At 56.7% G+C, this 21,755-nt stretch carries 26 protein-coding genes and 1 tRNA gene; 9 read left to right on the forward strand and 18 right to left on the reverse strand.

Going from position 1 to position 21,755, the window contains the following annotated elements:
* Positions 1-86 precede the first annotated feature (86 nt).
* The 3 genes from K3754_RS09675 (at position 87) to K3754_RS09685 (ending at position 1,302) form a co-directional block, all read left to right on the forward strand.
* Positions 87-296 (forward strand): MerR family transcriptional regulator, encoded by a 210-nt coding sequence (locus K3754_RS09675; RefSeq protein ID WP_259936845.1) that lies wholly within the window; start codon positions 87-89, stop codon positions 294-296.
* A gap of 183 nt (positions 297-479) precedes the next feature.
* Positions 480-818 carry a hypothetical protein gene (locus K3754_RS09680; RefSeq protein WP_259936846.1) on the forward strand — a complete coding sequence of 113 codons (339 nt, stop codon included), beginning with the start codon at positions 480-482 and terminating at the stop codon, positions 816-818.
* Positions 811-1,302 carry a helix-turn-helix domain-containing protein gene (locus K3754_RS09685; protein WP_259936847.1) on the forward strand — a complete coding sequence of 164 codons (492 nt, stop codon included), beginning with the start codon at positions 811-813 and terminating at the stop codon, positions 1,300-1,302. The genes K3754_RS09680 and K3754_RS09685 overlap by 8 nt, the downstream gene beginning before the upstream one ends.
* A gap of 290 nt (positions 1,303-1,592) precedes the next feature.
* On the opposite strand, the gene K3754_RS09690 is transcribed toward K3754_RS09685, so the two are convergent.
* Positions 1,593-1,892: a hypothetical protein gene (locus tag K3754_RS09690; RefSeq protein ID WP_259936848.1), complete on the reverse strand. Its 300-nt coding sequence runs from the start codon at positions 1,890-1,892 to the stop codon at positions 1,593-1,595.
* 653 nt (positions 1,893-2,545) lie between these two features.
* On the opposite strand from K3754_RS09690, the gene K3754_RS09695 reads away from it, so the two are divergent.
* Complete coding sequence (locus K3754_RS09695; RefSeq protein WP_259936849.1) at positions 2,546-3,190, forward strand: hypothetical protein; 645 nt, start codon at positions 2,546-2,548, stop codon at positions 3,188-3,190.
* Positions 3,191-3,317: 127 nt separating this feature from the next.
* The gene (locus K3754_RS09700) at positions 3,318-4,748 is read left to right on the forward strand and encodes a S1C family serine protease (protein ID WP_259936851.1); all 1,431 of its coding nucleotides are present in this window, start codon (positions 3,318-3,320) and stop codon (positions 4,746-4,748) included.
* Positions 4,749-4,914: 166 nt separating this feature from the next.
* Here K3754_RS09700 and K3754_RS09705 read toward each other — a convergent pair whose 3' ends face one another.
* The 6 genes from K3754_RS09705 to K3754_RS09730 all read right to left on the reverse strand — a co-directional run bounded on the left by K3754_RS09705 (position 4,915) and on the right by K3754_RS09730 (position 9,883).
* Positions 4,915-5,802 (reverse strand): HAD-IIA family hydrolase, encoded by an 888-nt coding sequence (locus K3754_RS09705; RefSeq protein ID WP_259936852.1) that lies wholly within the window; start codon positions 5,800-5,802, stop codon positions 4,915-4,917.
* A gap of 18 nt (positions 5,803-5,820) precedes the next feature.
* Positions 5,821-6,636, reverse strand: a complete 816-nt coding sequence (gene phnE / locus K3754_RS09710) for a phosphonate ABC transporter, permease protein PhnE (protein ID WP_203211239.1) — start codon at positions 6,634-6,636, stop codon at positions 5,821-5,823.
* Positions 6,636-7,457, reverse strand: a complete 822-nt coding sequence (gene phnE / locus K3754_RS09715) for a phosphonate ABC transporter, permease protein PhnE (protein ID WP_259936858.1) — start codon at positions 7,455-7,457, stop codon at positions 6,636-6,638. Before phnE (K3754_RS09715) ends, phnE (K3754_RS09710) begins: the two co-directional genes overlap by 1 nt.
* On the reverse strand, positions 7,454-8,254 hold the full coding sequence (phnC, locus tag K3754_RS09720; RefSeq protein WP_203211237.1) for a phosphonate ABC transporter ATP-binding protein: 801 nt from the start codon (positions 8,252-8,254) through the stop codon (positions 7,454-7,456). Before phnC ends, phnE (K3754_RS09715) begins: the two co-directional genes overlap by 4 nt.
* A 69-nt stretch (positions 8,255-8,323) precedes the next feature.
* Complete coding sequence (gene phnD / locus K3754_RS09725; protein ID WP_259936861.1) at positions 8,324-9,298, reverse strand: phosphate/phosphite/phosphonate ABC transporter substrate-binding protein; 975 nt, start codon at positions 9,296-9,298, stop codon at positions 8,324-8,326.
* 192 nt (positions 9,299-9,490) lie between these two features.
* Entirely contained in the window at positions 9,491-9,883 is a 393-nt protein-coding gene (locus K3754_RS09730) for a DUF2147 domain-containing protein (protein WP_259936863.1), read from the reverse strand.
* A 308-nt stretch (positions 9,884-10,191) separates the two neighbouring features.
* Here K3754_RS09730 and K3754_RS09735 point away from each other — a divergent pair, with 308 nt between their 5' ends.
* The gene (locus K3754_RS09735; RefSeq protein WP_259936865.1) at positions 10,192-11,592 is read left to right on the forward strand and encodes an amidase family protein; all 1,401 of its coding nucleotides are present in this window, start codon (positions 10,192-10,194) and stop codon (positions 11,590-11,592) included.
* Between the two features lie 85 nt (positions 11,593-11,677).
* Here the strand turns inward: K3754_RS09735 and K3754_RS09740 are convergent.
* The 11 genes from K3754_RS09740 to K3754_RS09790 all read right to left on the reverse strand — a co-directional run bounded on the left by K3754_RS09740 (position 11,678) and on the right by K3754_RS09790 (position 20,004).
* Positions 11,678-11,754, reverse strand: a tRNA-Arg gene (locus K3754_RS09740).
* A gap of 53 nt (positions 11,755-11,807) precedes the next feature.
* The gene (locus K3754_RS09745; RefSeq protein WP_259936867.1) at positions 11,808-13,028 is read right to left on the reverse strand and encodes a cysteine desulfurase; all 1,221 of its coding nucleotides are present in this window, start codon (positions 13,026-13,028) and stop codon (positions 11,808-11,810) included.
* Complete coding sequence (locus K3754_RS09750; protein ID WP_259936869.1) at positions 13,028-13,612, reverse strand: Yip1 family protein; 585 nt, start codon at positions 13,610-13,612, stop codon at positions 13,028-13,030. The genes K3754_RS09745 and K3754_RS09750 overlap by 1 nt, the downstream gene beginning before the upstream one ends.
* Positions 13,609-14,094 (reverse strand): YIP1 family protein, encoded by a 486-nt coding sequence (locus K3754_RS09755; RefSeq protein ID WP_259936871.1) that lies wholly within the window; start codon positions 14,092-14,094, stop codon positions 13,609-13,611. Before K3754_RS09755 ends, K3754_RS09750 begins: the two co-directional genes overlap by 4 nt.
* Positions 14,094-15,374: a Fe-S cluster assembly protein SufD gene (gene sufD, locus K3754_RS09760; RefSeq protein WP_259936873.1), complete on the reverse strand. Its 1,281-nt coding sequence runs from the start codon at positions 15,372-15,374 to the stop codon at positions 14,094-14,096. Before sufD ends, K3754_RS09755 begins: the two co-directional genes overlap by 1 nt.
* 2 nt (positions 15,375-15,376) lie before the next feature.
* Complete coding sequence (gene sufC / locus K3754_RS09765) at positions 15,377-16,132, reverse strand: Fe-S cluster assembly ATPase SufC (protein ID WP_203211229.1); 756 nt, start codon at positions 16,130-16,132, stop codon at positions 15,377-15,379.
* A 43-nt stretch (positions 16,133-16,175) separates the two neighbouring features.
* Positions 16,176-16,490 carry a heavy metal-binding domain-containing protein gene (locus K3754_RS09770; protein WP_025046272.1) on the reverse strand — a complete coding sequence of 105 codons (315 nt, stop codon included), beginning with the start codon at positions 16,488-16,490 and terminating at the stop codon, positions 16,176-16,178.
* Positions 16,487-16,846, reverse strand: a complete 360-nt coding sequence (locus tag K3754_RS09775; protein ID WP_259936880.1) for a DUF4175 domain-containing protein — start codon at positions 16,844-16,846, stop codon at positions 16,487-16,489. The genes K3754_RS09770 and K3754_RS09775 overlap by 4 nt, the downstream gene beginning before the upstream one ends.
* Positions 16,843-18,366, reverse strand: coding sequence for a Fe-S cluster assembly protein SufB (gene sufB / locus K3754_RS09780; RefSeq protein WP_203212133.1), 1,524 nt, complete (start codon positions 18,364-18,366; stop codon positions 16,843-16,845). The genes K3754_RS09775 and sufB overlap by 4 nt, the downstream gene beginning before the upstream one ends.
* A 35-nt stretch (positions 18,367-18,401) precedes the next feature.
* Positions 18,402-19,442, reverse strand: a complete 1,041-nt coding sequence (locus K3754_RS09785; protein WP_259936882.1) for a cysteine desulfurase family protein — start codon at positions 19,440-19,442, stop codon at positions 18,402-18,404.
* A 100-nt stretch (positions 19,443-19,542) separates the two neighbouring features.
* The gene (locus tag K3754_RS09790; RefSeq protein WP_025046268.1) at positions 19,543-20,004 is read right to left on the reverse strand and encodes an Rrf2 family transcriptional regulator; all 462 of its coding nucleotides are present in this window, start codon (positions 20,002-20,004) and stop codon (positions 19,543-19,545) included.
* Between the two features lie 176 nt (positions 20,005-20,180).
* Here K3754_RS09790 and K3754_RS09795 point away from each other — a divergent pair, with 176 nt between their 5' ends.
* From K3754_RS09795 to K3754_RS09805, 3 genes are read left to right on the forward strand one after another with little or no spacing between them, the layout of a single operon-like run.
* Positions 20,181-20,834, forward strand: coding sequence for an alpha/beta hydrolase (locus K3754_RS09795; protein ID WP_025046267.1), 654 nt, complete (start codon positions 20,181-20,183; stop codon positions 20,832-20,834).
* Positions 20,834-21,070 (forward strand): hypothetical protein, encoded by a 237-nt coding sequence (locus tag K3754_RS09800; protein ID WP_203211225.1) that lies wholly within the window; start codon positions 20,834-20,836, stop codon positions 21,068-21,070. Before K3754_RS09795 ends, K3754_RS09800 begins: the two co-directional genes overlap by 1 nt.
* Positions 21,067-21,666 carry an HD family hydrolase gene (locus tag K3754_RS09805; RefSeq protein WP_259936887.1) on the forward strand — a complete coding sequence of 200 codons (600 nt, stop codon included), beginning with the start codon at positions 21,067-21,069 and terminating at the stop codon, positions 21,664-21,666. The genes K3754_RS09800 and K3754_RS09805 overlap by 4 nt, the downstream gene beginning before the upstream one ends.
* The last annotated feature ends 89 nt before the right edge of the window (positions 21,667-21,755 follow it).

Genomic DNA, 21,755 nt, shown 5'->3' on the forward strand with positions numbered 1-21,755 from the left:
CCTAAGTGTCCAAACAACTCCAGTGACAGCGAGTGAAATCTGCCCATAATTCAAGGCCATCGACCACAATCCAAAGAGGTTAGATCATGGCTAATATTTACGACGACGACCGCATCTTCTTCCCGGAAGACCCTGAACTCCGGGTTCTCGGTAGTATCGAAAAGCTGGCGCAGTGGCGGCACCGCAATACCGGACCAGCCTTCATCCGCATCGGGCGGCGCATCGGGTACCACGGTACAGACCTGAACACTTATCTGAACGCACAGCGCGTCGACCCCAACTTAGAGGCCGCATAGTGAAAAACCCCAACTCCGCACGCGGGGTTAGGGCTTTTCGAGTGACATCAACTGCCACCCTGAACAGTTCAGTAGATGCCACAAGATGCCCCGATCCCGCAACACAAATTGAACGTCGATTCCGCTGGTGCGGCCAAAGCAACTCCGTTCAACCTCTGACACTTCGCAAGGGACGCATTGATTATGTCTGACCATTGGCACAGCAACCGGACGCAGGTTGACTGGACCTGTATGGCATTGGCACAAGGCCGCACCATCAACCACATGGATGAGATTGGCGAGGTGAAAGGATGGCGGCTTGGCGCAATCATTCACAACCTGCGCCGCAAGTATCATTGGCCGATTGAGACCGAGTACAAAGGGCCGGAACGCATCGCGCACTACCGCCTGCCCAAACGCACAGACTGGCGGGTGCTGGAGTTTCCGCGTTCAGCCAAGGCGGTTCGGCAATCACTAAAAACAGCGGATAGCGAGGCGCAGAACAGCCCGCGTGATGCCACCGGGGACGTTCAGGATGGGTAAGAGCAAGAGAACATCAGAGGGGCAATATTTGCCCCTCCCCTACGCTCAGCTGAAAAGCGATGCATGGCGCAGTTTGTCCGGTTCTGCGGTGCGCCTCTGGCTGGAGCTTCACACCCGGTACAACGGCGGCAACAACGGCGCTTTGATGCTTTCCTATGCAGAGGCAGGCGAGATACTCGGCATGGGCAAGGCCACTGTGCAGCGCGCCTATGCTGAACTTGTCGATAGAGGCTTTTTGGTGCTGGAGCGTGAGGGCAACTGGTATCATCGGCGCGCGCACGAATGGCGGCTCACGACAAAGCCGATGCAGAACGCCAAGGGCAAAGTGCTGGCGACCCAAGATTGGCGCAGCTATCGACCGCCGAAAACAAAACGCGGTCCTGGTTCGGAACCGTCGCATCTTGTCTTGGTTCCGTTAGAGAACCCTAGGGCCGGACATGGTTCCGCTACAGAACCCGTCAGACCCAAAAAGAAACGCTCATAGGGTTCTAGATCGGAACACTAATACTAACCACTCACAGGTAAGGGATCGTAAGATGGCCGAGACACCGACAACCACAGCGGATGAACCACGAAGGGTGCACCGTCCGCTCAAAGCGCGCTGGCTTTCTAAGCAAAAACCCTTGGGAGGTTGGCCCGATGAATGGCGCTGGGGCTAGCGCGCCGATGGCCGCTCTGCGGGACGAAGCGCTAGTTCGCTGCACCTGCGCGTAGGTCTACTTAGACGCATTGGACTTCATCACATAATGTCCGTTATGATCTATGATAAGCGAATTAGTCCCAACGATTTGGCTTGCCATTGAGCCAATCATCAATCTCCCTTTTCATCTCTGGGATGCCGCTTTTTTTGGATGTCCACAGGTCGGAAAAGAACGACCAATCTAGCCAGCTCTTCCAAGCCTTTTTATCGTTTGAGAGCGCGGTAAACACAAAGATGATTGGAAGCAGTGGAGTGACTATCAGAGAAATTAGCCCGAAGAATGCGTACATTAACGGGACTTTAACAAGATAGAGAAAAGCGTACCGCAACAGGGCAAAGGGAAAACGAAGAACAAATCCAACAGTTTCAAACACTTGAATTTCCTTGAAGAGATAACCGCAATCATACCCAGTGAGCTTATATAGCAGTTTTGCTACAAAACAACTTTAAGGACGTTCACATAAAACCTGTTAGCAGATGTTCTGGGTTCGTTTTGTCGTGCATCGTCGCGCGACGGTTGTTTTCCGCAACCTCAGAGAACTGACATGCAAGCAATGCGCAGTATCGGTTACTCTGGGCTCACAGCTGACATTCGCTAGAAAACCACCAGTCAGAACAAAAGTAGAACTTGCCAACTCCTTTTGTGCACGCGACACTGCCCCAATGGCACGCCATACAGCACCCAATAACCGCCGCGTTGACGACGCCTACCCAATTCGGGTCAAGGTGCGTGTACCGCCGAATGGCCTTGGCAACATGATTGGGGAAATTCAGGGGTGGATACGCGACCACATGGCCCCTGACCGCTGCAAAAACCTGCCAGTAAGGGCAATTCATCAGCAAGCCACGGCCTATCACTTTCGCAACCTACAAGACGCACAGGCGTTTCTAGATGCTTTCCCAAGCCTTGATCTAGCAGATGGGGTGGAGCCACCAAATTCTGTTTGAAGGATTTATGGTCACATCACGGTCAAGCCGAAGACCCTAGAGTTGCCTAATGATTTCGTAAAAAAACGGGGACACCGACATGGGCGGATACGGCTCAGGACGACCAAGCTACAAACAAAAGGCTGAGGACTATCGCTCGCTGGACGTGAACCGATTTCACCGTGAAGGATGTTTGAACCCCGGCAGGCAAGGCAACTGGGTCTGGTCCCGTGATGGAGAGGAAACAGGACGGATAGGATACAAGGCGGAGGAAGGCCGACTGGTCCTAAACTACCGTGTGCGCGCCTATGGCGGCGACTGGGAGCCGATAACCGAAACTATCAACCTCACCCACGTAGACTGCCACTATGGCCGTAAACGGCCCTATTTTAGATGCCCTGGCGTGGTGAATGGTCGGCACTGCGGGCGGCGCGTCGGTAAGGTGTTCTCTGGGGGCCGATATTTCCTCTGCCGTCATTGCTACAACATCGGCTATTCCAGCCAGTCAGAAGCCCGGTATGACCGCATGTTGCGCCGTGCCAATAAACTCCGCATAGCGCTGGGGGGCGAGCCCGGAACTGCGCACTGGATAGCCCCCAAACCTAAAGGAATGTGGGAACGGACCTATCAAAGAAAACGGCGTGAGATTGAGTGGTGCGAAAACCAAGCGGACCACCTTTTTCTCAGAAAATTTGCACACCTTTTCAGCCCGGAGGAACGTGAGATGTATTTTGGCGAAGGTTGAAAATTACTAAAACGCTGTCATCATCTCAATATGGTCTGCGTTTGACCACATTTCCTTGTTGCAACGGTAGTTAAGGAAAGATGGTCTTACATAGCCAACAAGGTTGCTGATGGTGGGGATGGTTTCGATGTCGAAAGTAATAAAGCTTTTGATTATACTCTGTGTGTTTGTCGTCACTCTGCCGATTGGCGCAGCGAAGGCGCAAAACTATGAAGCGCTCTTTCGCAATTTCAGCACTAACGGCCTTACGTATACCGAGCGCCGCTTTCTTCAGGCCGCACTGGCTTTTGAGGGCCACTACGTCGGGCTTTTCGACGGCGATTGGGGCCGCATGAGCCGAGAGGCGATGCAGCGGTATACGGTTAATGAGTTTGGGTCACAGCCAGAAGAATGGCACACCGCAATGCTGGCTCTGAGCTTTTTCGAACGATATCAGCGCGACGGGTGGGACATGCGTTATTTCCCAGTGCTCAAAATGTCTTTGATGCTGCCTCTTAAGACGCTGATAGTTGATGCGCCTACCGAACACCTGCTGAACTATCGCCATCGCAATAGCACTTTGGCAGTTTCTGTTGGCAGACACAGTGTAGCGACCGCTTCCAACTTACACCGCTACACGATGAACGCACATTCAACGACTGAAACACCCTATTCGGTCAGAAAAGACAACATTGCTATCAGTACCGCCACGACGAGGGATGGCACAAAGCTTTATACGCGATCTAACTATATTGATGGTGGTTGGTCGACCATTATGGTCTCCGCGAAATCTTGGGACCTAAACACCCTTCAAGCGGTGTCATCCAGCATTGCCAAAGGAAACAGTGCGCCCCTAGATATAACGAAGGGCGGCAAACTAATTGAGGTTGTTAAAAAAACGGTCGCTTTCTCTACTTCCGCAGATCAAACAGACATTGAGCCTCCTAGAACATCGATTAAGCCAGACAGGAAAAGAGGTTCCGGGTCTGGTTTTGTGGTATCGGATAGGGGCCATGTTCTGACCAACGCTCATGTTGTCGAAGGTTGTTCAGCAATTCTCGTGGACGGCATTTCAGGCACCCTAGTTGATACATCAAGTGAGTTTGACCTGGCTCTTCTTCAAGCAAAACTGGGAGATTCCAAAAGTGTCGCTGTCTTTTCGGCCAGCCCAGCCATGCTAAACTCTGATGTCACCGCTGTAGGTTTTCCATATGCAGGATTGCTTGGAGGCATCAACGTGACTAGAGGCTCGATATCTTCTCTTAAGGGACTTGGCGGAGATTCAAACACCTTCCAAATTACTGCTCCCGTTCAAAGTGGCAACTCCGGCGGGCCTGTACTCGCCTCGGATGGTGAGGTAGTTGGCGTTGTCGTGTCAAAGCTAGACGCAACTCTCATGGCGCAGAAAGGTGGTGACGTACCTCAGAACGTAAACTTCGCAATCAGAGGCGAAATCGCAAAGTTGTTCCTCGCGCAAAATCAGGTAGAAGCTATTTTGAGCTTGGACAATGTCCCGCTTGCGCCTGAACAACTGGCAAAATCAGCGGCAAACTTTACCACTTTCATCGAATGCAAATAGCCATATTCACGATATGGGGTGGTATTAAGTGTGGTACTATTCCATACTAAATTTGGAAAAACATGTGTTATCAGCTGCTTAACCTGATATGAATGCGGACTGTCTCTCCGCCACTATTTTCCCGATGGCCTTCGTAGATTCGCCGCGCAGCATGACTGCGGCGGGTTCAGGGGCGGTCCAGAATGAAATCCGGCTGAATGCCCGAGGTCGCAATTGGCCCATCCACATCATGGCCACCAAAAAAACCATAGCCCGATATCAAAGCGGTTTTGATCCCTGCCGCCTGCCCGCCCAGGATATCTGTGTGCAGGCTATCGCCGACCATCACAGTGCGGTTCGGATCAATCCCGCCAAGCAAGTCAAACGCCATGTCAAAGATATTGCCGAACGGCTTGCCAAAGAACTGCGGCGCGATGCCGGTTGCGTTTGCGAGATCATGGGCAAAGTGCCCCGGTTCGGTGGAAAAGCCGGTCTCACGCGGCGCGACGATGTCGGGGTTGCCCACGTAAACGGGCCTTGGATTGGCCCGCAAAGAGCTGATCAACAGGTCTTGCCGCGCCGCGGTCCAGATCGCGCTGCCAAGCAGCACAAACGCCTCAGCGCGGTCGTAGGGCTGCGGATCATCCATTAAATAGGTGACATCAAGCCCGTCCAGATCCGCCCGTCCAAGCGCCTTGTTCGCCATCAAGCCCCAGCGCCGCGCAGGTTCTGAGCGCAGGCCATGCAGGATGGTCTTGCGGCTGGTGATCAAGTCTTCGGGCGCAAAATCATAGCCAAGGCGGGCGTATTTCGCCATCAGATCCGCATGGGGGTAGCCAGCCGCATTGGAGACAACGATCACCCGTTTGCCTGCCTTTTGAAGTCTTGCCACGCGCGCGGGCACGCCTTCGATGGCGGTCTCGCCGATGTTCAACACCCCGAACGCATCCAGAAGGAAAACATCAATCTGGTCGGCAATCGCTTCGAGATGCGCCATTCTTTGACAGGCGCCACCACGGGTCACTGCGGGCAAGCGGTGGCGCACGTTTTCATACGCCGCAAATGCTTCGTTCATGTTCAAGGTTTGAGCTCCCTAGATGATCGCGCCGCGCACCTTGGCCGACACCCATTCAGAGATCACAACCGCCGCCAGGATCACCAGCAGGATCAGCGACACCTGGGGCCATGCCAGCACATTGAGCGAGGAGGACAGTTGCAAACCAATGCCGCCTGCGCCGACCAGGCCCAGAACCGTGCTTTCGCGGATGTTGATGTCCCAGCGAAACACCGCGATCCCGGCAAAGGCCGGCAGGATCTGCGGCACAATGCCATAGGCCATCACCTGCCAACGCGAAGCGCCGGTGGCGGTGATGGCCTCGACTTGGGTTTCGTCAATCTCTTCAATGGCTTCATAGAGAAGCTTGGCACAGAACCCGATGGACCGGATTGCGATGGCGATGACGCCCGCAAAGACCCCCGGCCCAATGATCGCGATCAAAAGCAGCGCCCAGATCAGTGAATTGATCGACCGGGTGGACACGATGATCAACAAGGCAATGGGCCGCACGGCAAAGCGTGACGGGGTTGTGTTGCGCGCCGCCAAAAACGCGACTGGCACCGCAAGGATCAATGCAAACAGGGTGCCCAATGTGGCAATGTTGATTGTGTCCCAGATCGGCTTGCCCAATTGCGCAATATAGTCCCATTTCGGCGGGGTGGCGCGGGTCCAGATGTCATTGGCGATGCGCGGCGCATCCCAGACAAAGAACCAGGTTGTTGATTTGGAAATCTGTTGCCAGCAATAGGCAAAGACGGCGATCCCGATCAGCCAGAGCATCCAGTGAAACAGGCTTTCCCGGCCCGTCCGGCGTTGCCAGATCTTTTGGCCTTTGAGGTCTTGTACCGGCATTATTGCACCCGTGCCCTGATCACGCCGGAGAGGTATTCCAGCCCCATGACGATCACGATGATAATCAGCAGGATCGCCGCCGCTGTGTCGTATTCATAGCGGTCAAACGCGGTATTCAACGTCGCGCCAATGCCGCCTGCACCGACAAGTCCGAGGATCGCACTTTCCCGAAAGTTGATGTCGAGACGGTACATGGAAAGACCGATAAGCCGTGGCATGACTTGCGGTTGCACGCCGTAATTGATCCATTGCGTCCAGCGTGCGCCCGAGGCCTTGATCGCTTCGGCTTGCACCTTGTCCATGCTTTCGATGTCTTCGGCCAGCAGTTTGGACAAAAAACCGATGGTGGCAAAGCTGAGCGTGAGAAAACCTGCAAGCGGCCCAAAGCCAAAGATCGCAACCAGCAGGATGGCGACGATGATCTCTTGCAAGGCGCGGCTGATGGCGATGATGCCGCGGCAGATCAGATAGACCGGCAAAGGCGCAACATTGCGGGCGGCGCCCAAGGCAATCGGGATCGAGATTGCGATCCCCACCACAGAGGCAGCGACGGTCATTACGATGCTTTCCATCATGCCTTCGTAGATGTCAGAGGACCGGGTGGTGAAGTCGGGGTTGGCAAAGGCAAGAACAAACTTTTTACCCCGTTCTAGCCCCTCATAGACTCGCGTCCAATTTACTTCGATGGTCATATATGCGGCGATCAGATAGGCGAGCGCGGCCAGCAGCAATGTCCATCGCAGCCAGGGCCGCTGAATGAAGGGCGGTTTTTTCCACGGTTTGCCAATGCGGCCCGCGACGTCAAAGGCTGTATCGCTCATAACACCGCACCTTCGGTCTCAAGCTCGTCCTCATCGACGGCCTCAATGGTCGCTTCCCAGTCTTCTTCGCCGTAAATCTCGGTCAGTTTGTCCGGCGTCAGCCCATCGGGCGGCCCGTCATAGACCATCTCGCCAAAGCGCAGGCCAATCACCCGTTGAACAAACCTCTGGGCCAAGGCGACATCATGGATGTTGATGATCGCAGCCAGCCCGCGTTCTTTGCACAGTTCACAAATCAGGCGCATGATCTGGCGGGAGGTTTTGGGATCAAGTGATGCGGTCGGTTCATCGACCAGCAGAAGCGCGGGGTTTTGGATCAAGGCGCGGCAAATGCCGACCCGTTGCCGTTGCCCGCCAGACAGTTCATCCGCGCGTTTGTCCGCCATATGAGCAAGGCCAACACGGTCCAGCAGGCGAAACGCTTCGTCGACATCCGTTTGGGGGAACCGGCGCAGGAAGCTGCGCCAAAATCCGACATACCCCAAACGCCCCGACAGTACATTTTCCATCACAGAAAGCCGTTCCACCAAGGCGTATTCCTGAAAGATCATGCCCATGCGCCGGCGTTCCTTGCGCAGCATCCCCGAGGACAGGCCGGTCAATTCAACATCGCCCAGATAGACATTGCCCGAGGTCGGTTCGACCAATCGGTTAATGCACCGGATCAATGTGGACTTGCCCGCCCCCGATGGGCCGATAAGCGCCAACACCTGCCCTTCCGGTATTTCCAGATCAACCGCCTTCAGCGCCTGATCCCCGGTCTTATACGTCTTTACAAGCTTCTCAAGCCGCAGCATGAAAGCCCCCCCTACCCCAAGCACATTTTTGTTGGAAAGGGCGGGCACATTGGCCCGCCCGATCAAGAATTATTCGCAAGCGTAGCTGACGCCATTTGCCGCGTCGATCTTGCGGATCACTTCCCAGAATTCCTGATAAGTCATCTCAAGGAACTGGCCCTCGTTCGATTTTTCGAATTCGGCCTCAAGTGATGTGCCTTCCCACTCAAAGTTAAAGAACGCATTGCGGATCTTGTCCTTCAGCTCGGGCGTGAGGTTGTGTGCCGTGCCAAAACCGGTGGTGGGGAAAGTTTGCGATTTGTAGATCACCTTGACTTGATCTTCGGTGATCACGTCCCGGCTCAGCATCCGCGCCTTGACCGAATTGGCGATAGAGGCCGCCATGTAGTCTTTGTTGGCCACACCCAGGATCGAATTGTCATGCTTGCCCGAATAGACCGGTTCAAAGTCCCGCTCTGGCAGCATGTCAAAGTCGCCTTTCAAAATCGCGCTTGGCGCTTTGAAGCCTGAGTTTGACGTGGGCGAGGTAAAGGCCAATTGTTTGCCTTTGATGTCCTCAACCTTTTCGATGCCGGAACCGGGGTACGTGATGATCTCCATCTCGTAGCCGAAATTGCCGTCTTTGGACGCCATAATGGTAAAGGGGTTAAACCCGGCGCAGTTCACAGCCAAAGGGTTGGACCCGGTGTTGAAGCCCGCAATGTGCAAACGTCCCGACCGCATCGCCTCAATCTGGGCGGCGTTGTTCTGAACGGGAAAGAAGACCACAGACTTGCCGGTCTCTTTCTCCAGATGGGTCAGGAAATCAGACCATGCCTCTTTATAGACGGCGGGATCTTCGACAGGTGTATAGGCAAAGATCAGTGTATCGGGATCGACCTGATCGGCCGGATCTGTGGGCGTGTCCGCAATCAGATCCCCGTTCACATCGCAAAATCGCTTGTCCAGATCACCGCGCGGGCAATCCTCAGCGGCGGCGGGTCCGGCGATGGCCAAAGTCAGCGAAAAAGCCGCACCAGACAAAAGAGTGTTCATTAATTTCATGTAATATCCTCCCAAGCTTAGGAGGCTAGCGGTAACATTGACCTAGGAAAAGCTATTTTTGAGGATATTTTTGCCCTGCTGCGCCCGACAGGTTAGCGCAACCAGCATTTGTTAGAGCGCAAACAACTTTTGCACCTCACATTGTTATTGTCCTGCGCGGCTGTTTTTTCGTTTCAACACCTTTTGCGTAAATCAACGCAGGCGGGTCCAGTCGACGTTCACACAGGTTCCGCTGTCGCAGTTCTGGAACCGCATAATGTTTCCGCTCACCTGCATTCGCGAGGCCAGGACGCGGTTGCCTTGCGGCTCCCATATCTTGCCTTGATAGCTGCCATCTGGCTGGATCTGCATATCCAGCAGCATCCGGCGGCCGACAAAACTGGACGGTGTGTCATAGCCGAACCTGTCTTTTGTCCGCTCAATCTGGCCACAGATCGACCGGCCGCAAGGCTTGGTGCGCACATGCACGACAAGACCGGATGTGTCAGGCGGTGATTGCCACAAGCCCACAGGCCAATCTGCCGCTACCGGACCGGCAGAGAACATGCAAAATACAAGCGGAAACAACAGTTTAGAAAATTTCATTGCATCACTCCCCAAAGCGACACGCACCGCCTTGCCCCATGCCGAATCCGGGTCATGATCAAGGCGCAGATGAGTCATTACGCCTGCACCTGAGATCAGTCAATTGTTATTGTGAAGCCCAAAAACAACGCCCTTTTCACTCAAGTTAAGGTCAATAAACCGCAGGCCAATAATCCAGGCCGGGACGCTGCCCCGCCGCTTTGACAGCATCTTGGTTGCCAGCATCCTGCAACAGCCTAAACTGCCCTTGAAACGCCGCGCCAACTGGTCGGCGTAGATCCGGTTTTGCGGACAAAAGGAGAGCTGACATGACCCAGGTTTGGCAATGGACCGCCGCCCAGACGGCCACTGCGGTCCGCAACAAGGACATTTCGGCCACCGAAGTGACGCAAGCGCATCTGGACCGCATGGCGGAGGTGAACCCCAAGATCAACGCCGTGGTGCAGCAGTTCCCCGACGAGGCATTGAGCGCGGCACAAAAGGTTGATCAGGCCATCGCGCGCGGCGTTGATCCCGGCCCGCTGTGCGGCGTGCCTGTCACCATCAAGGTCAATGTCGATCAGGCCGGGCATGCCACGACAAACGGCCTCCAGTTGCAGGAAACCCTGATCGCCGAGGCCGACAGCCCGGTGGTGTCCAACATGCGCAAGGCCGGCGCGGTCATCATCGGACGCACCAACACACCCGCCTTTTCGATGCGCTGGTTCACCAAGAACAATCTGCATGGGCTGACGTTGAATCCCCGCAACAAGGCCGTTACCCCCGGCGGGTCTTCCGGCGGTGCGGCGGCGGCGGTTGCGGCGGGCATTGGCGCGATCGGACATGGCACGGATATTGCCGGCTCCATCCGCTATCCGGCCTATGCCTGCGGATTGCAGGGGTTGCGGCCCACCCTGGGCCGGGTTCCGGCCTATAATGCATCGGCCCCCGATCGTTTGATCGGTGCGCAATTGATGGCGGTGTCCGGACCTATTGCCCGCAGTGTTGCGGATATCGAGCTGTCCTTGATGGCCATGTCAGCCCCCGATCTGCGCGATCCGTGGCATGTAGCGGCACCTTTGACAGGTGTTGAGTTTCCAAAACGTGCCGCCCTCGTCACCGCGCCGGACGGCATGCCCGTTGATGATGAGGTCAAAGCGGCACTGAGACTGGCCGCCGATCAGCTCAAAGATGCAGGTTGGACGGTGGATGAGGTCCGCGGCCCGCCCATGCGCCGTGCCGCAGAGACAAACGCCTGCCTGTGGATGGCCGACACGCAAATGGCCGCAACCGCAATGATCGAAAAGGAAGGCGACGTTGAGGCGCAGTTCGTATTTGAACAGATGTCAAAAGATGCAGGTGACGTGGGCCAGGCAGAGCTGATGAATGCCCTGCAAACCCGCGTGGGCCTCATGCGCGCATGGGATATGTTCTTGCAAGAGTACCCTGTGTTGATCTGTCCTGTGTCCGGCACCCTGCCCTTTGATCAACAGCAGGACGTGCAATCCCCCGAAGGCTTTGCCGCCCTTTATGAGGCGCAGCTCACCCAAAGGGCAGTGCCGACGATAGGCGTGCCGTCCCTCGCCGTGGCGATGGGGGAAACCGCAGGGCGGCCCAATGGTGTCCAACTGGTCGGCCCGCGGTACCGCGAGGATATCCTGCTGGCCGCAGGTGCAGTGATCGAGGCGGCAAGTGGGCAACCGAAAGCGGTGGATCCAAATTGGGGCTAGGCTGGACTATTGGGCTGCGCTCCGAGTGACCTATCTTGAGGGGGAAAGGTTTCTGTTACTTGCGACAAGTACAGGGGCGGAAAAATGGCGGACCATAGAGGATTCGAACCTCTGGCCTCTGCCTTCGGAGGGCAGCGCTCTATCCAGCTGAGCTAATGGTCCCGCAAGGGGCGGTATAGCCAGCCTGCCCCGCCCCTGCAATCGAAAATCAAACCTTAGGCAAAGAGATCATGCGCAAGTTCGAGCGCGTCCACCAATGCGTCCACTTCACCGGTGGTGTTGTACATCCCAAAGGACGCGCGGCAGGTGGCGGTGACCCCCAGATGTTCCATCAACGGACCGGCGCAATGGTGGCCTGCCCGCACCGCCACGCCCTTTTTGTCGAGAATGGTTGAGATGTCATGGGCATGCGCCGCGCCGTCCAGCGTGAAGCTGAAGATCGCGCCTTTGTCCGCCGTGGTGCCCTGCACCTGCAGCCAGTTCAGCCCGCCAAGCCTCGAGACAGCATAATCGCGCAGGGCGTCTTCATGTGCGGCGATACGATCCATGCCGATCTGCATCATATAATCCAGTGCCGCGCCAAAGCCGATGGTCTGGACAATGCCCGGTGTGCCGGCTTCAAACATCATTGGGGGGTCGTTGTAAGTGACACTGTCCTTGTGCACCTCCTTGATCATGTCGCCGCCGCCAATAAACGGGCGCATCTCGGCCATGCGTTCGGATTTGATGTAAATCGCGCCCGAGCCGGACGGGCCATAAAGCTTGTGACCGGTGATCGCATAGAAATCGCAGCCGATGTCCTGCACATCCACAGGCATATGCACCGCGCCTTGCGATCCATCCACCAGAACCGCAACACCCTTGGCATGGGCCGCCTCGGTGATCGCTTTGACATCGACCTTGGTGCCCAGGACATTGGACAATTGGGTGATTGCAACCAGCTTGGTCTTGGGGCCGATGGCATCAATCACCGCCTGCGGATCAAGCGCGCCGGTGCTGTCGGTGTCGACCCATTTGAGGACAACGCCCTGCCGTTCGCGCAGGAAATGCCAAGGCACGATATTGGCATGGTGTTCCATGACACTCAGCACGATCTCATCACCGGCTTTCATGCGCGGCATGGCCCAGCCATAGGCAACCGTATTGATCCCCTCGGTTGTGCCGGAGTTCAGCACGATCTCGTTTTCCGTCTTGGCGTTGAGGAATTTTGCAATGTTGCCGCGCACCGCCTCATATTTGTCGGTCGCCAGATTGGACAGGAAATGCAGACCGCGATGCACATTGGCATATTCCATCGAATAGGCCTGCGTGATGGCGTCGATCACCACCTGTGGTTTCTGGGCCGAGGCGCCATTGTCGAGGTAAACCAAGGGCTTGCCGTTGACCTCCCGCGACAGAATCGGGAAATCGCGGCGGATCTGCGCAACATCATACATCAGTTCAAAACTCCTTGGGCGGTCAGCCCGATCAATGCAAGAAGGATCCCAAGACCCACAACCAGCCCGATACCGGACAGGATCAAAACAAGAAACGCCTTGCCCATCGAGGGCAGATGCAGGGCGGCGACCAAAAAATGCAGCATGACCCAAAGGCTCCACCCGGTCAGCACTATGGAGGCCAGTGTGGCCATCGCGGGCATCACAAAGGAGAGCACGATCAAGCCCAGCTCCGCCACGGCCCGCATCACCTGAAGCCAGACCATAACGGCCAAAAGCCCGTCGAGCGTGCCACTGCCGCCCATTGCTAGCCCCGTCCAATAGGCGGCATGCACATAGACAACCATGATCCCCGCCACCAGAACAAACAACGCCAGTGGCGAATTTGCATAGCCGGGCAGGCTCATGGCGTTTGGCGTCAGTGCAATGAGCAGTGACAGAACAAAGGTATAGAGCGCGGCGACAAGCGCCATCGCGGTCCAAAGGGTTTCGCGGCTAAGCTGCCAGCTCAGGATTGTTTCAGCGGCACGCCGTGGCTCGCGCAGGGTGGTCCGCGCCAGAGGGATCAGAACATCGGGTGTCATGGCGCACCTTTGGCCGCGCCGCGCAATCCGCCCAGCCAGAACCACAAGAACACCGCAACCCAGATCACGCCCACAGAGGTCATTTCAATGCCGGGGCCGACAAATCCGGCAGTCAGCCCCCACAGCAGCAGGATGGGAGAGGCCGCAAGCAGCGCCCAGAAAAGTGCGACCCGTGCACCAAATCCGCTCAGCGATGAGCCAAGCGCCCGCGCCACCAAATGGCTGAGCGAGGCAATCAGATACAGCAACAGAGGCGCGATAAAGAGCCACGCCATTAAGGTGCCGCCCATTGACATGCCAAGATCAGCACCTGTCTCATGGGCCTCCCGCGCCAGGCGCGGGGTCTGGGCGACAAACACCATCAGACATCCCAGCATCAGGTAGATCAACGCACGGTCCTCGCGCGGCCCCTGCCCGGTCAGCCGGCGCACAACCTGCCCCGGCCCCCGGTAGGTGGCCACGATATCGCGGGTTGCCGACATCAGGCGCTGCGGCGTTGCAACCAGGACGACAAACGCCCAATCAATTCTTCGCGCAGCTCTTCTTGCTCGATTTCTTCAACCGCTTCGGCCAGGAATGCCAGCGTCAGCAAATCGGTGGCCTCGGCATGGGAGATCCCACGGGCCCGCAGGTAGAACAGAGCGTCCTCATCAATCGCACCGGAGGTGGAGCCATGTGAACAGGCCACATCATCGGCGTAGATCTCAAGCTCCGGCTTTGCGAGGAACTGGCTGTCTTCGTCCAGCAGCAGGGATTGGCTGATTTGATAACCGTCTGTTTTCTGGGCATCTTTCTTGACCAAAATCTTGCCCTGAAACACGCCGGTTGCCCCGTTGCGCAGCACTTTCTTGAACACCTGGCGGCTTTCGCAATTCACCGCATCATGGGTGATGAACACCGTGTCATCGTGATGGAATTCCCCATCGCCAACACAGGCGCCCGCCACATGGGCGCTGGCATCGTCACCGGTCAATTCGATCACGCAATCATTGCGGGTCAACACGCCATTGACGGTCAGCGTAAAGGATTTGAACAGCGATTCCGCCCCAAGTCGGGCAAAGATATGGGTGGCAGCGCGGCGTTCATGATCGCGCCCCTGCGCGCGCACATGATGGAATTTGGCGCCATCCGCCACATCGACTTCCATGACTTTGTTCAACCGCGCAGCGGCCGGTCCGTTTTCCAGAACTGTAAGCTCCGCCCCGGCATCAAGCTTGATGCAATGGTGCAGGATCGCATCAGAAGTCTCTGATACATGGCGGTAAATCAGGCTGACTGGCTTGGATGGCTTGCCGGTCACATGGATCAAAACACCGTCTGTGGCAAAAGCGGTGTTGAGGCTGGCCAAGGGGCGTTCCACCGGATCTTGGCCGTTCAACTCAAGTGCGCCATAAAGATCACGCGCCCAATGCAGATCGCTTGTGGCTGTCGCCAGCCGCTCGATCGTGATCCCTTCAAGGCTCAGATCATCCGAGGCATCCGCATCAAAAACGCCGTCTACAAACACCACCTTGAGGCGGTCCATGTCGTCGAACAACGGCGCTTCGTCATTGCTAAGGACCGCGGCGGGAAGTGGGCTTGGCTGGATCAGCGTGTCCGGGCGGGTAAACTTCCAATATTCATCGCGCCGTTCCGGCAGACCCATAGCCCGCAACCGTGCCAAAGCCTCTTCGCGGGCCGTTTTGGACCAACCTGCACCGGGCATTTCCAACCCGGAAATCATCGCCTCGGTGGGCGAGAGTTTTTCTGCTGCATCTGCCATGTTCAGGCCACCTCGGCGAGAATGTCAGCATAGCCGTTGTTCTCGACTTCCAGGGCCAGTTCAGGACCACCGGTTTTCACGATCCGGCCATCGGCCATGATATGCACAACGTCCGGTTTGATGTGATCCAGCAGACGCTGATAATGGGTGATCACCAGAAATCCGCGTCCTTCGCTGCGCAGGGCATTCACCCCTTCGGCAACCAGTTTCATCGCGTCTACATCAAGCCCGGAATCGGTTTCATCCAGAATGCACATCTTTGGCTCAAGCATGGCCATCTGCAGTATTTCGTTGCGCTTTTTCTCACCGCCGGAAAAGCCCATGTTGACGGGCCGTTTGAGCATATCCGCGTCGATCTTCAGGTCTTTGGCCTTGGCACGCACCACCTTGAGGAATTCGGCCGCCGACATTTCCTCTTCGCCCCGCGCCTTGCGCTGTGCATTCACCGCGGTGCGCAGAAAGGTCATGTTGCCCACACCGGGAATCTCAACCGGATATTGGAACGCCAGGAACAAGCCAGCCGCGGCGCGTTCTTCCGGCTCCAGATCCAGCAGATCTTCGCCTTCCAGCGTGGCGGAGCCTTCGGTCACTTCATAGCCGTCCTTGCCGGACAGGACATAGGACAGCGTGGATTTGCCAGAGCCGTTGGGCCCCATGATCGCATGGACCTTGCCCGCCTCAACTTCAAGATTCACACCTTTGAGGATCTGCTTGTCTTCTTCTTCGAGCTTTACGTTCAGGTTCTTGATGCTCAGCATGTTATTCTTCCTATTCCGTGCCTTACGGCTAATTCTTCATGTGTCAGCTTAGGCTGACAGCTGTTCCCGAGACGGACACCATCATCATGCTGTCCGAAATAATCTCATAATCAATGTCAATGCCCACAACCGCATCTGCGCCTTTGGATCTGGCTTCGTCTTCCAGCTCTGACATCGCGGTTTCGCGCGCATCGCGCAACTTGGTTTCATACTGGCCGGAGCGGCCACCCACGATGTCCGTGACCCGCGCAAACATATCGCGCACGATATTGGCCCCCATAATCGCCTCGCCCACGACAATGCCGCGATAGGCGGCGATGCTGCGGCCCTCGACCGAATTGGTTGTTGTAAGGATCACGTATCACTCTCCTTGCCGTTGGCGGCAAAAGGGATCTCTCCATCTTGCTGCGCCTGAGCGTATTTCAGACGAAATTCTTCTTGTTTCAATTCGTGCAGCTGCGCTTGAAGCGCTTCGCCACGCGCCTGCAAATGACGCCTGCGCCAACCTTTGATTGCGATCCAGAAAATCGCGACCACCACAGCGCCCGCCGCGCCCCAGAAACCGGGCTGCGGCAAGCCAAACCAGGCGGCGCAGAACATCCCCCCCAAACCGACCAGAACAAACAAGCTCAGCGCACCCAGAACCGGCGTCTGCGCCAGCCCCGGACCTGCATCTGCATGCAATCTGGTGTGGTTCGACGGTTGATTCATCACCCCACAGACCCTTCCAGAGAGATCGCCACAAGCGCCTGCGCTTCCATTGCAAATTCCATCGGCAGGGCCTGCAAAACGTCCTTGCAGAACCCGTTCACGACCAGTGCAACCGCCTCTTCCTCGTCCATCCCGCGCGAGCGGCAATAGAACATCTGGTCATCATCCACCTTGGAGGTCGTCGCCTCATGCTCAACCCGGCTGCTGTTGTTCTTGACCTCGATATAGGGCACCGTATGCGCCCCGCATTGATCGCCAATCAGCAAGCTGTCGCACTGGGTGTAGTTGCGCGAATCCTTGGCCTTGGGGTGCATGGACACCAGCCCGCGATAGGTGTTCTGCGCCTTGCCCGCGCTGATCCCCTTGGAGACGATCCGCGATTTGGTGCGCTTGCCCAAATGGATCATCTTGGTGCCGGTGTCGGCCTGCTGCATGTTGTTGGCGATGGCGATGGAATAAAACTCACCCTGGCTGTCGTCGCCGCGCAGAATGCAGCTTGGATACTTCCACGTCACCGCAGAGCCGGTTTCAACCTGCGTCCACATCACCTTGGCCCGATCACCCCGGCAATCGGCGCGTTTGGTGACAAAGTTATAGATGCCGCCCTTGCCGTTTTCATCACCGGGATACCAGTTCTGAACGGTGGAATATTTCACCTCGGCGTCTTCTTCGATGATGATCTCGACCACGGCAGCGTGCAGCTGGCTTTCATCGCGCTGCGGCGCGGTGCAGCCCTCAAGGTAGGACACATAGGATCCCTTGTCGGCGATGATCAGCGTGCGCTCGAACTGGCCGGTGTTTTCGGCATTGATGCGAAAATATGTCGACAGTTCCATCGGGCAGCGCACACCGGGCGGCACATAGACGAAAGATCCGTCCGAGAACACGGCAGAGTTCAGCGTCGCATAAAAATTGTCAGAAACCGGAACCACTGTGCCGAGGTATTTTTTCACCAGTTCGGGATGTTCGCGAATGGCCTCAGAGATGGAGCAGAAGATCACGCCCGCTTTCTTCAGTTCTTCCTGAAAGGTGGTGCCAACGGATACGGAATCAAACACCGCATCTACAGCAACCTTGCGGCCCTCCGCAGGCGCATCCTCGGCGCCTTCGACACCGGCAAGGATCATCTGTTCTTTCAGCGGAATGCCAAGTTTCTTGTATGTTTCCAAAAGCTTGGGGTCTACATCATCCAAAGACTTCGGCTTTTCGGCCATGCTTTTGGGACGAGCGTAATAATATTGATCCTGAAAATCGATCTCGGGATAATCCACCATCGCCCAGTCCGGCTCGGTTTTGGTCAACCAGCGCTCATAGGCTTCTAACCGCCAGTTGGTCATCCACTCCGGCTCTTCGTTTTTCTCGGAGATCAGGCGCACGATGTCGGGGGTCAGACCCTTGGGCGCATATTCCATCTCGATGTCCGTGGACCAGCCATATTTATACTTGCCGCCCACTTCGCGCACGGCATCCACGGTCTCCTGATCGACGCCCTCTTTGACGCCATCGTTCTCGTTCAGGGTCACAGTATCCAAGGTCTTGTTCCTTTCCGAAGGCGCGTTCAGGCGGCCCGTTGCTCGTGTTTTTTCAGTTTCGCCGTCCAGCTGTCCGCAAACCGCAGCACGTCATCTTGTGTCGTCTCCAGACCCAGCGAAACGCGGATCGCGCTCGCGGCCTGAGTGTCATCAAAGCCCATCGCCCGCAAGACAGCACTTGCACGCACCTTGCCGCTGGAACAGGCCGAGCCGGCAGAGATCGCAAATCCTGACAGATCCATCTGCATGACCTGTGTTTCGCCTTTCCAGCCGGGGGTTAGCATGCATAGCGTATTGGGAAGTCGCGCCGCGTCTTTCCCGACAAAAATAGTCTTGTTTTCGCCAGCCTCAAGAGCCTGCTGTAGAATATCGCGCAATTGGGCAATTTCTTCCCAGCGACCATTGGCCACATCCCGCGCTGCGGCCTCGGCTGCTGCGCCAAATCCGGCCATGCCGATGATGTTCTCGGTACCCGACCGCCGGCCCATTTCCTGCCCGCCGCCCTTGATCTGTGCCGGCACCTCTTGGCCGCGCCGCAACACCAATGCGCCGATGCCCTTTGGCCCGCCGAGTTTATGAGCCGAGACCAGCGCCATGCGCACAGCGGAGCCGATAAAGTCCACCGGTATCTTGCCAAAGGCCTGCGTCATATCACTCAGAGCAAGCCCAGCAGGCAGATCCTGTAGCACACCGGTTTCGGAATTGGCCAATTGCAGGGTCGAATGCGCGGGATCGGCGATCTGGACATGCCCATCACCGTTCACCTGCAGATCCCCGCCAAGCCAAGCCCGCACCGCGTCATGCTCAATCGCTGCGCCAGCCAATTCACGCCCGCGCATCGCCAATGCCGCCGCCTCGGTTGCGCTGGAGGTAAAGACGATATCCGCCCCTTCCGCGCCCATCGCCGCAGCCACCTGCGCCCGCGCCTTTTCCACCAGTGCCTTCGCCGCGCGGCCCTCGGCATGCACCGATGATGGATTGCCCACCACATCCATTGCCGCAATCATCGCCGCACGGGCCTCTGCCCGCACGGGGGTGGTGGCATTATGATCCAGATAGACCCTCATGTTTTCTTTTTGGCCTCAAATATCTCCAGGGAGTTTGAGGGACAGCGTCCCTCATTCCCTTTAAAATCATGTCGCGCTTGCGCGGCCTTTTGATAACGGCTCATGGCTCGTCCACCACGGCAAACAGGTTCGGTACAGCCGGACAGGGGACCAATTCGTTGGAGATCACATCCGACAGGCGGGTTTGATGCAAGAAGACGTAAACATGGGCGCTCAAACCTTCCCAAAGACGGTTGGTCAAGGATTGTGCGCGGCTGCCTGACGACCCGCCCGATGCGCCTGCACCTTTGTGCATCGCGTCAACGGTTTCATCCACGGCGGCCAGAATATCCACCACCCGGATCTCCGATGTGGGCCGCGCCAGCCGGTAGCCACCCCCCGGTCCGCGCACCGACGTGACCAGTTCGGCACGGCGCAGCTTCACAAACAATTGCTCAAGGTAGGGCAGCGAGACCGACTGGCGCTCGGAAATATCGCCCAGCGACACCAAAGCCCCTTCCGGCTGAAGGGCAATATCGGCAAGGGCGACCATCGCATAGCGGCCTTTTGTTGACAGCTTCATCGCTGACCCCCCAATTTGCACCCGCTTTGATTGACGCGGGCGCATGAAAATGCATAAACGCTTAGACTGGCCCGCGTGAATAGCGCTCGGGCACAAGATTAGAACCGTTCTAAGGAGCCTTAGCGAATTTGTCAACTATTCGCGGGCCGCTTTGAACCATCCAGACAGGGACGCTCATGCCAGAGGTCATTTTCCCCGGACCAGAAGGCCGCCTCGAAGGCCGCTACCACCCCCAAAAAGAACGTGACGCACCCATTGCGATCGTCCTGCATCCGCATCCGCAGTTTGGCGGAACCATGAACCACAAAGTGGTCTACAACCTGCATTATGCCTTCTACAACATGGGTTTCACCGTGTTGCGGTTTAACTTCCGCGGTGTCGGGCGCAGCCAGGGCGAATATGACCAGGGCATTGGCGAGCTGTCGGATGCGGCCTCGGCGTTGGATTACCTTCAGTCAATGAACAACAATTCCAAGCATTGCTGGGTTGCCGGTTTCTCCTTTGGGGCCTGGATCGGTATGCAACTTTTGATGCGCCGGCCCGAAATCACCGGGTTTATCTCGGTCGCGCCGCCTGCGAACATGTATGACTTCAGCTTTCTGGCGCCCTGCCCGTCTTCGGGTCTGATCATCAACGGCACCGCCGACCGTGTCGCGCCGCCACCTGATACGGTCAATCTGGTGAACAAGCTGCATGAGCAGAAGGGCATCACCATCACCCACCAGGAGGTCGAGGGCGCGGGCCACTTCTTTGAAGAGCCGCATATGGATACGTTGATCACCTCGACCACGGATTACGTCAAACGCCGCCTGACCGAGACCACACGCTGATGGCAGATCCCGTCGTCATCGAAATGGCCAACAAACTGGCCGAAGAATGCCTCGCGGTTCAAAACGAGATCGGTGAAGACCGGTTGTTTATGGAGGTGGGCACCGTGCTTGGTGCCTCCTCCCAGACCCTTGAAGAGGCATTTTTGACCGCGATCCGAACCCGGATGGCAAATGATAAAGGCCGGTCGTTTCTGGCGCAGAAACTCAAGGCGCATCGCGCCGCGGGCGGTTCGTGAAAGACGGCGGTGGCCTTTCCCGGCTGGACCGGCAGATTGCCTTCCTCAACGAGGCGGATAAGCTCAAGAACACGATCCGCGCGACCGAGCTTTGTGACAACTCGCGCTACGAAAATTCGGCGGAACATTCGTGGCATCTGACCCTTTACGCGTTGGTGCTGGCAGATCAGGCCGGCCCGGATGTTGATTTAAACTTGGTCATCAAGATGTTGATTTTGCATGATTTGGTTGAGATTGACGCAGGCGACAATCCAATTTTTGGCGATCACGACATTGCACAGATGGAAGCCTTGGAACAGGCTGCGGCGGACCGGATTTTTGGGCTGTTGCCGGACGATTTGCGCGATGAGTTGCGCGCCATCTGGGAAGAGTTCGAAGCGGCGCAAAGCCCATCTGCGCAATTTGCCAAATCTCTCGACCGGTTTCAGCCGCCTATGCAAAACCTGCAATCGGGTGGCGGTAGCTGGACCGAGTTCAACGTCACCCAAGACCAAATCGCCGAGCGCGTCGGCAGCAAAATTGCCATAGGTGCCCCGCGCTTGTGGGACTATGCCAAGCAGCGCATCGCGGTGTTTTTTGCGGCGTTGGACAGATAACATCTGTCCCTGATCTTTTGCCGAATGATGAACAAGATCGGTTGGATTGCGCGGTATACAAAGGTATACAGACTTCCCCTGCACGGCAT

Origin of the sequence: Sulfitobacter sp. M368 (assembly GCF_025141875.1) — a bacterium.
Classification (GTDB): domain Bacteria; phylum Pseudomonadota; class Alphaproteobacteria; order Rhodobacterales; family Rhodobacteraceae; genus Sulfitobacter; species Sulfitobacter mediterraneus_A.

Bases quoted from the DNA above. Each gene is read 5' to 3' on its own strand.
- K3754_RS09675 (WP_259936845.1), top strand. From the start codon at position 87: ATGGCTAATATTTACGACGACGACCGCATCTTCTTCCCGGAAGACCCT.
- K3754_RS09680 (WP_259936846.1), top strand. From the start codon at position 480: ATGTCTGACCATTGGCACAGCAACCGGACGCAGGTTGACTGGACCTGT.
- K3754_RS09685 (WP_259936847.1), top strand. From the start codon at position 811: ATGGGTAAGAGCAAGAGAACATCAGAGGGGCAATATTTGCCCCTCCCC.
- K3754_RS09695 (WP_259936849.1), top strand. From the start codon at position 2,546: ATGGGCGGATACGGCTCAGGACGACCAAGCTACAAACAAAAGGCTGAG.
- K3754_RS09700 (WP_259936851.1), top strand. From the start codon at position 3,318: ATGTCGAAAGTAATAAAGCTTTTGATTATACTCTGTGTGTTTGTCGTC.
- K3754_RS09705 (WP_259936852.1), bottom strand. From the start codon at position 5,802: ATGAACGAAGCATTTGCGGCGTATGAAAACGTGCGCCACCGCTTGCCC.
- phnE (WP_203211239.1), bottom strand. From the start codon at position 6,636: ATGCCGGTACAAGACCTCAAAGGCCAAAAGATCTGGCAACGCCGGACG.
- phnE (WP_259936858.1), bottom strand. From the start codon at position 7,457: ATGAGCGATACAGCCTTTGACGTCGCGGGCCGCATTGGCAAACCGTGG.
- phnC (WP_203211237.1), bottom strand. From the start codon at position 8,254: ATGCTGCGGCTTGAGAAGCTTGTAAAGACGTATAAGACCGGGGATCAG.
- phnD (WP_259936861.1), bottom strand. From the start codon at position 9,298: ATGAAATTAATGAACACTCTTTTGTCTGGTGCGGCTTTTTCGCTGACT.
- K3754_RS09730 (WP_259936863.1), bottom strand. From the start codon at position 9,883: ATGAAATTTTCTAAACTGTTGTTTCCGCTTGTATTTTGCATGTTCTCT.
- K3754_RS09735 (WP_259936865.1), top strand. From the start codon at position 10,192: ATGACCCAGGTTTGGCAATGGACCGCCGCCCAGACGGCCACTGCGGTC.
- K3754_RS09745 (WP_259936867.1), bottom strand. From the start codon at position 13,028: ATGTATGATGTTGCGCAGATCCGCCGCGATTTCCCGATTCTGTCGCGG.
- K3754_RS09750 (WP_259936869.1), bottom strand. From the start codon at position 13,612: ATGACACCCGATGTTCTGATCCCTCTGGCGCGGACCACCCTGCGCGAG.
- K3754_RS09755 (WP_259936871.1), bottom strand. From the start codon at position 14,094: ATGTCGGCAACCCGCGATATCGTGGCCACCTACCGGGGGCCGGGGCAG.
- sufD (WP_259936873.1), bottom strand. From the start codon at position 15,374: ATGGCAGATGCAGCAGAAAAACTCTCGCCCACCGAGGCGATGATTTCC.
- sufC (WP_203211229.1), bottom strand. From the start codon at position 16,132: ATGCTGAGCATCAAGAACCTGAACGTAAAGCTCGAAGAAGAAGACAAG.
- K3754_RS09785 (WP_259936882.1), bottom strand. From the start codon at position 19,442: ATGAGGGTCTATCTGGATCATAATGCCACCACCCCCGTGCGGGCAGAG.
- K3754_RS09790 (WP_025046268.1), bottom strand. From the start codon at position 20,004: ATGAAGCTGTCAACAAAAGGCCGCTATGCGATGGTCGCCCTTGCCGAT.
- K3754_RS09795 (WP_025046267.1), top strand. From the start codon at position 20,181: ATGCCAGAGGTCATTTTCCCCGGACCAGAAGGCCGCCTCGAAGGCCGC.
- K3754_RS09800 (WP_203211225.1), top strand. From the start codon at position 20,834: ATGGCAGATCCCGTCGTCATCGAAATGGCCAACAAACTGGCCGAAGAA.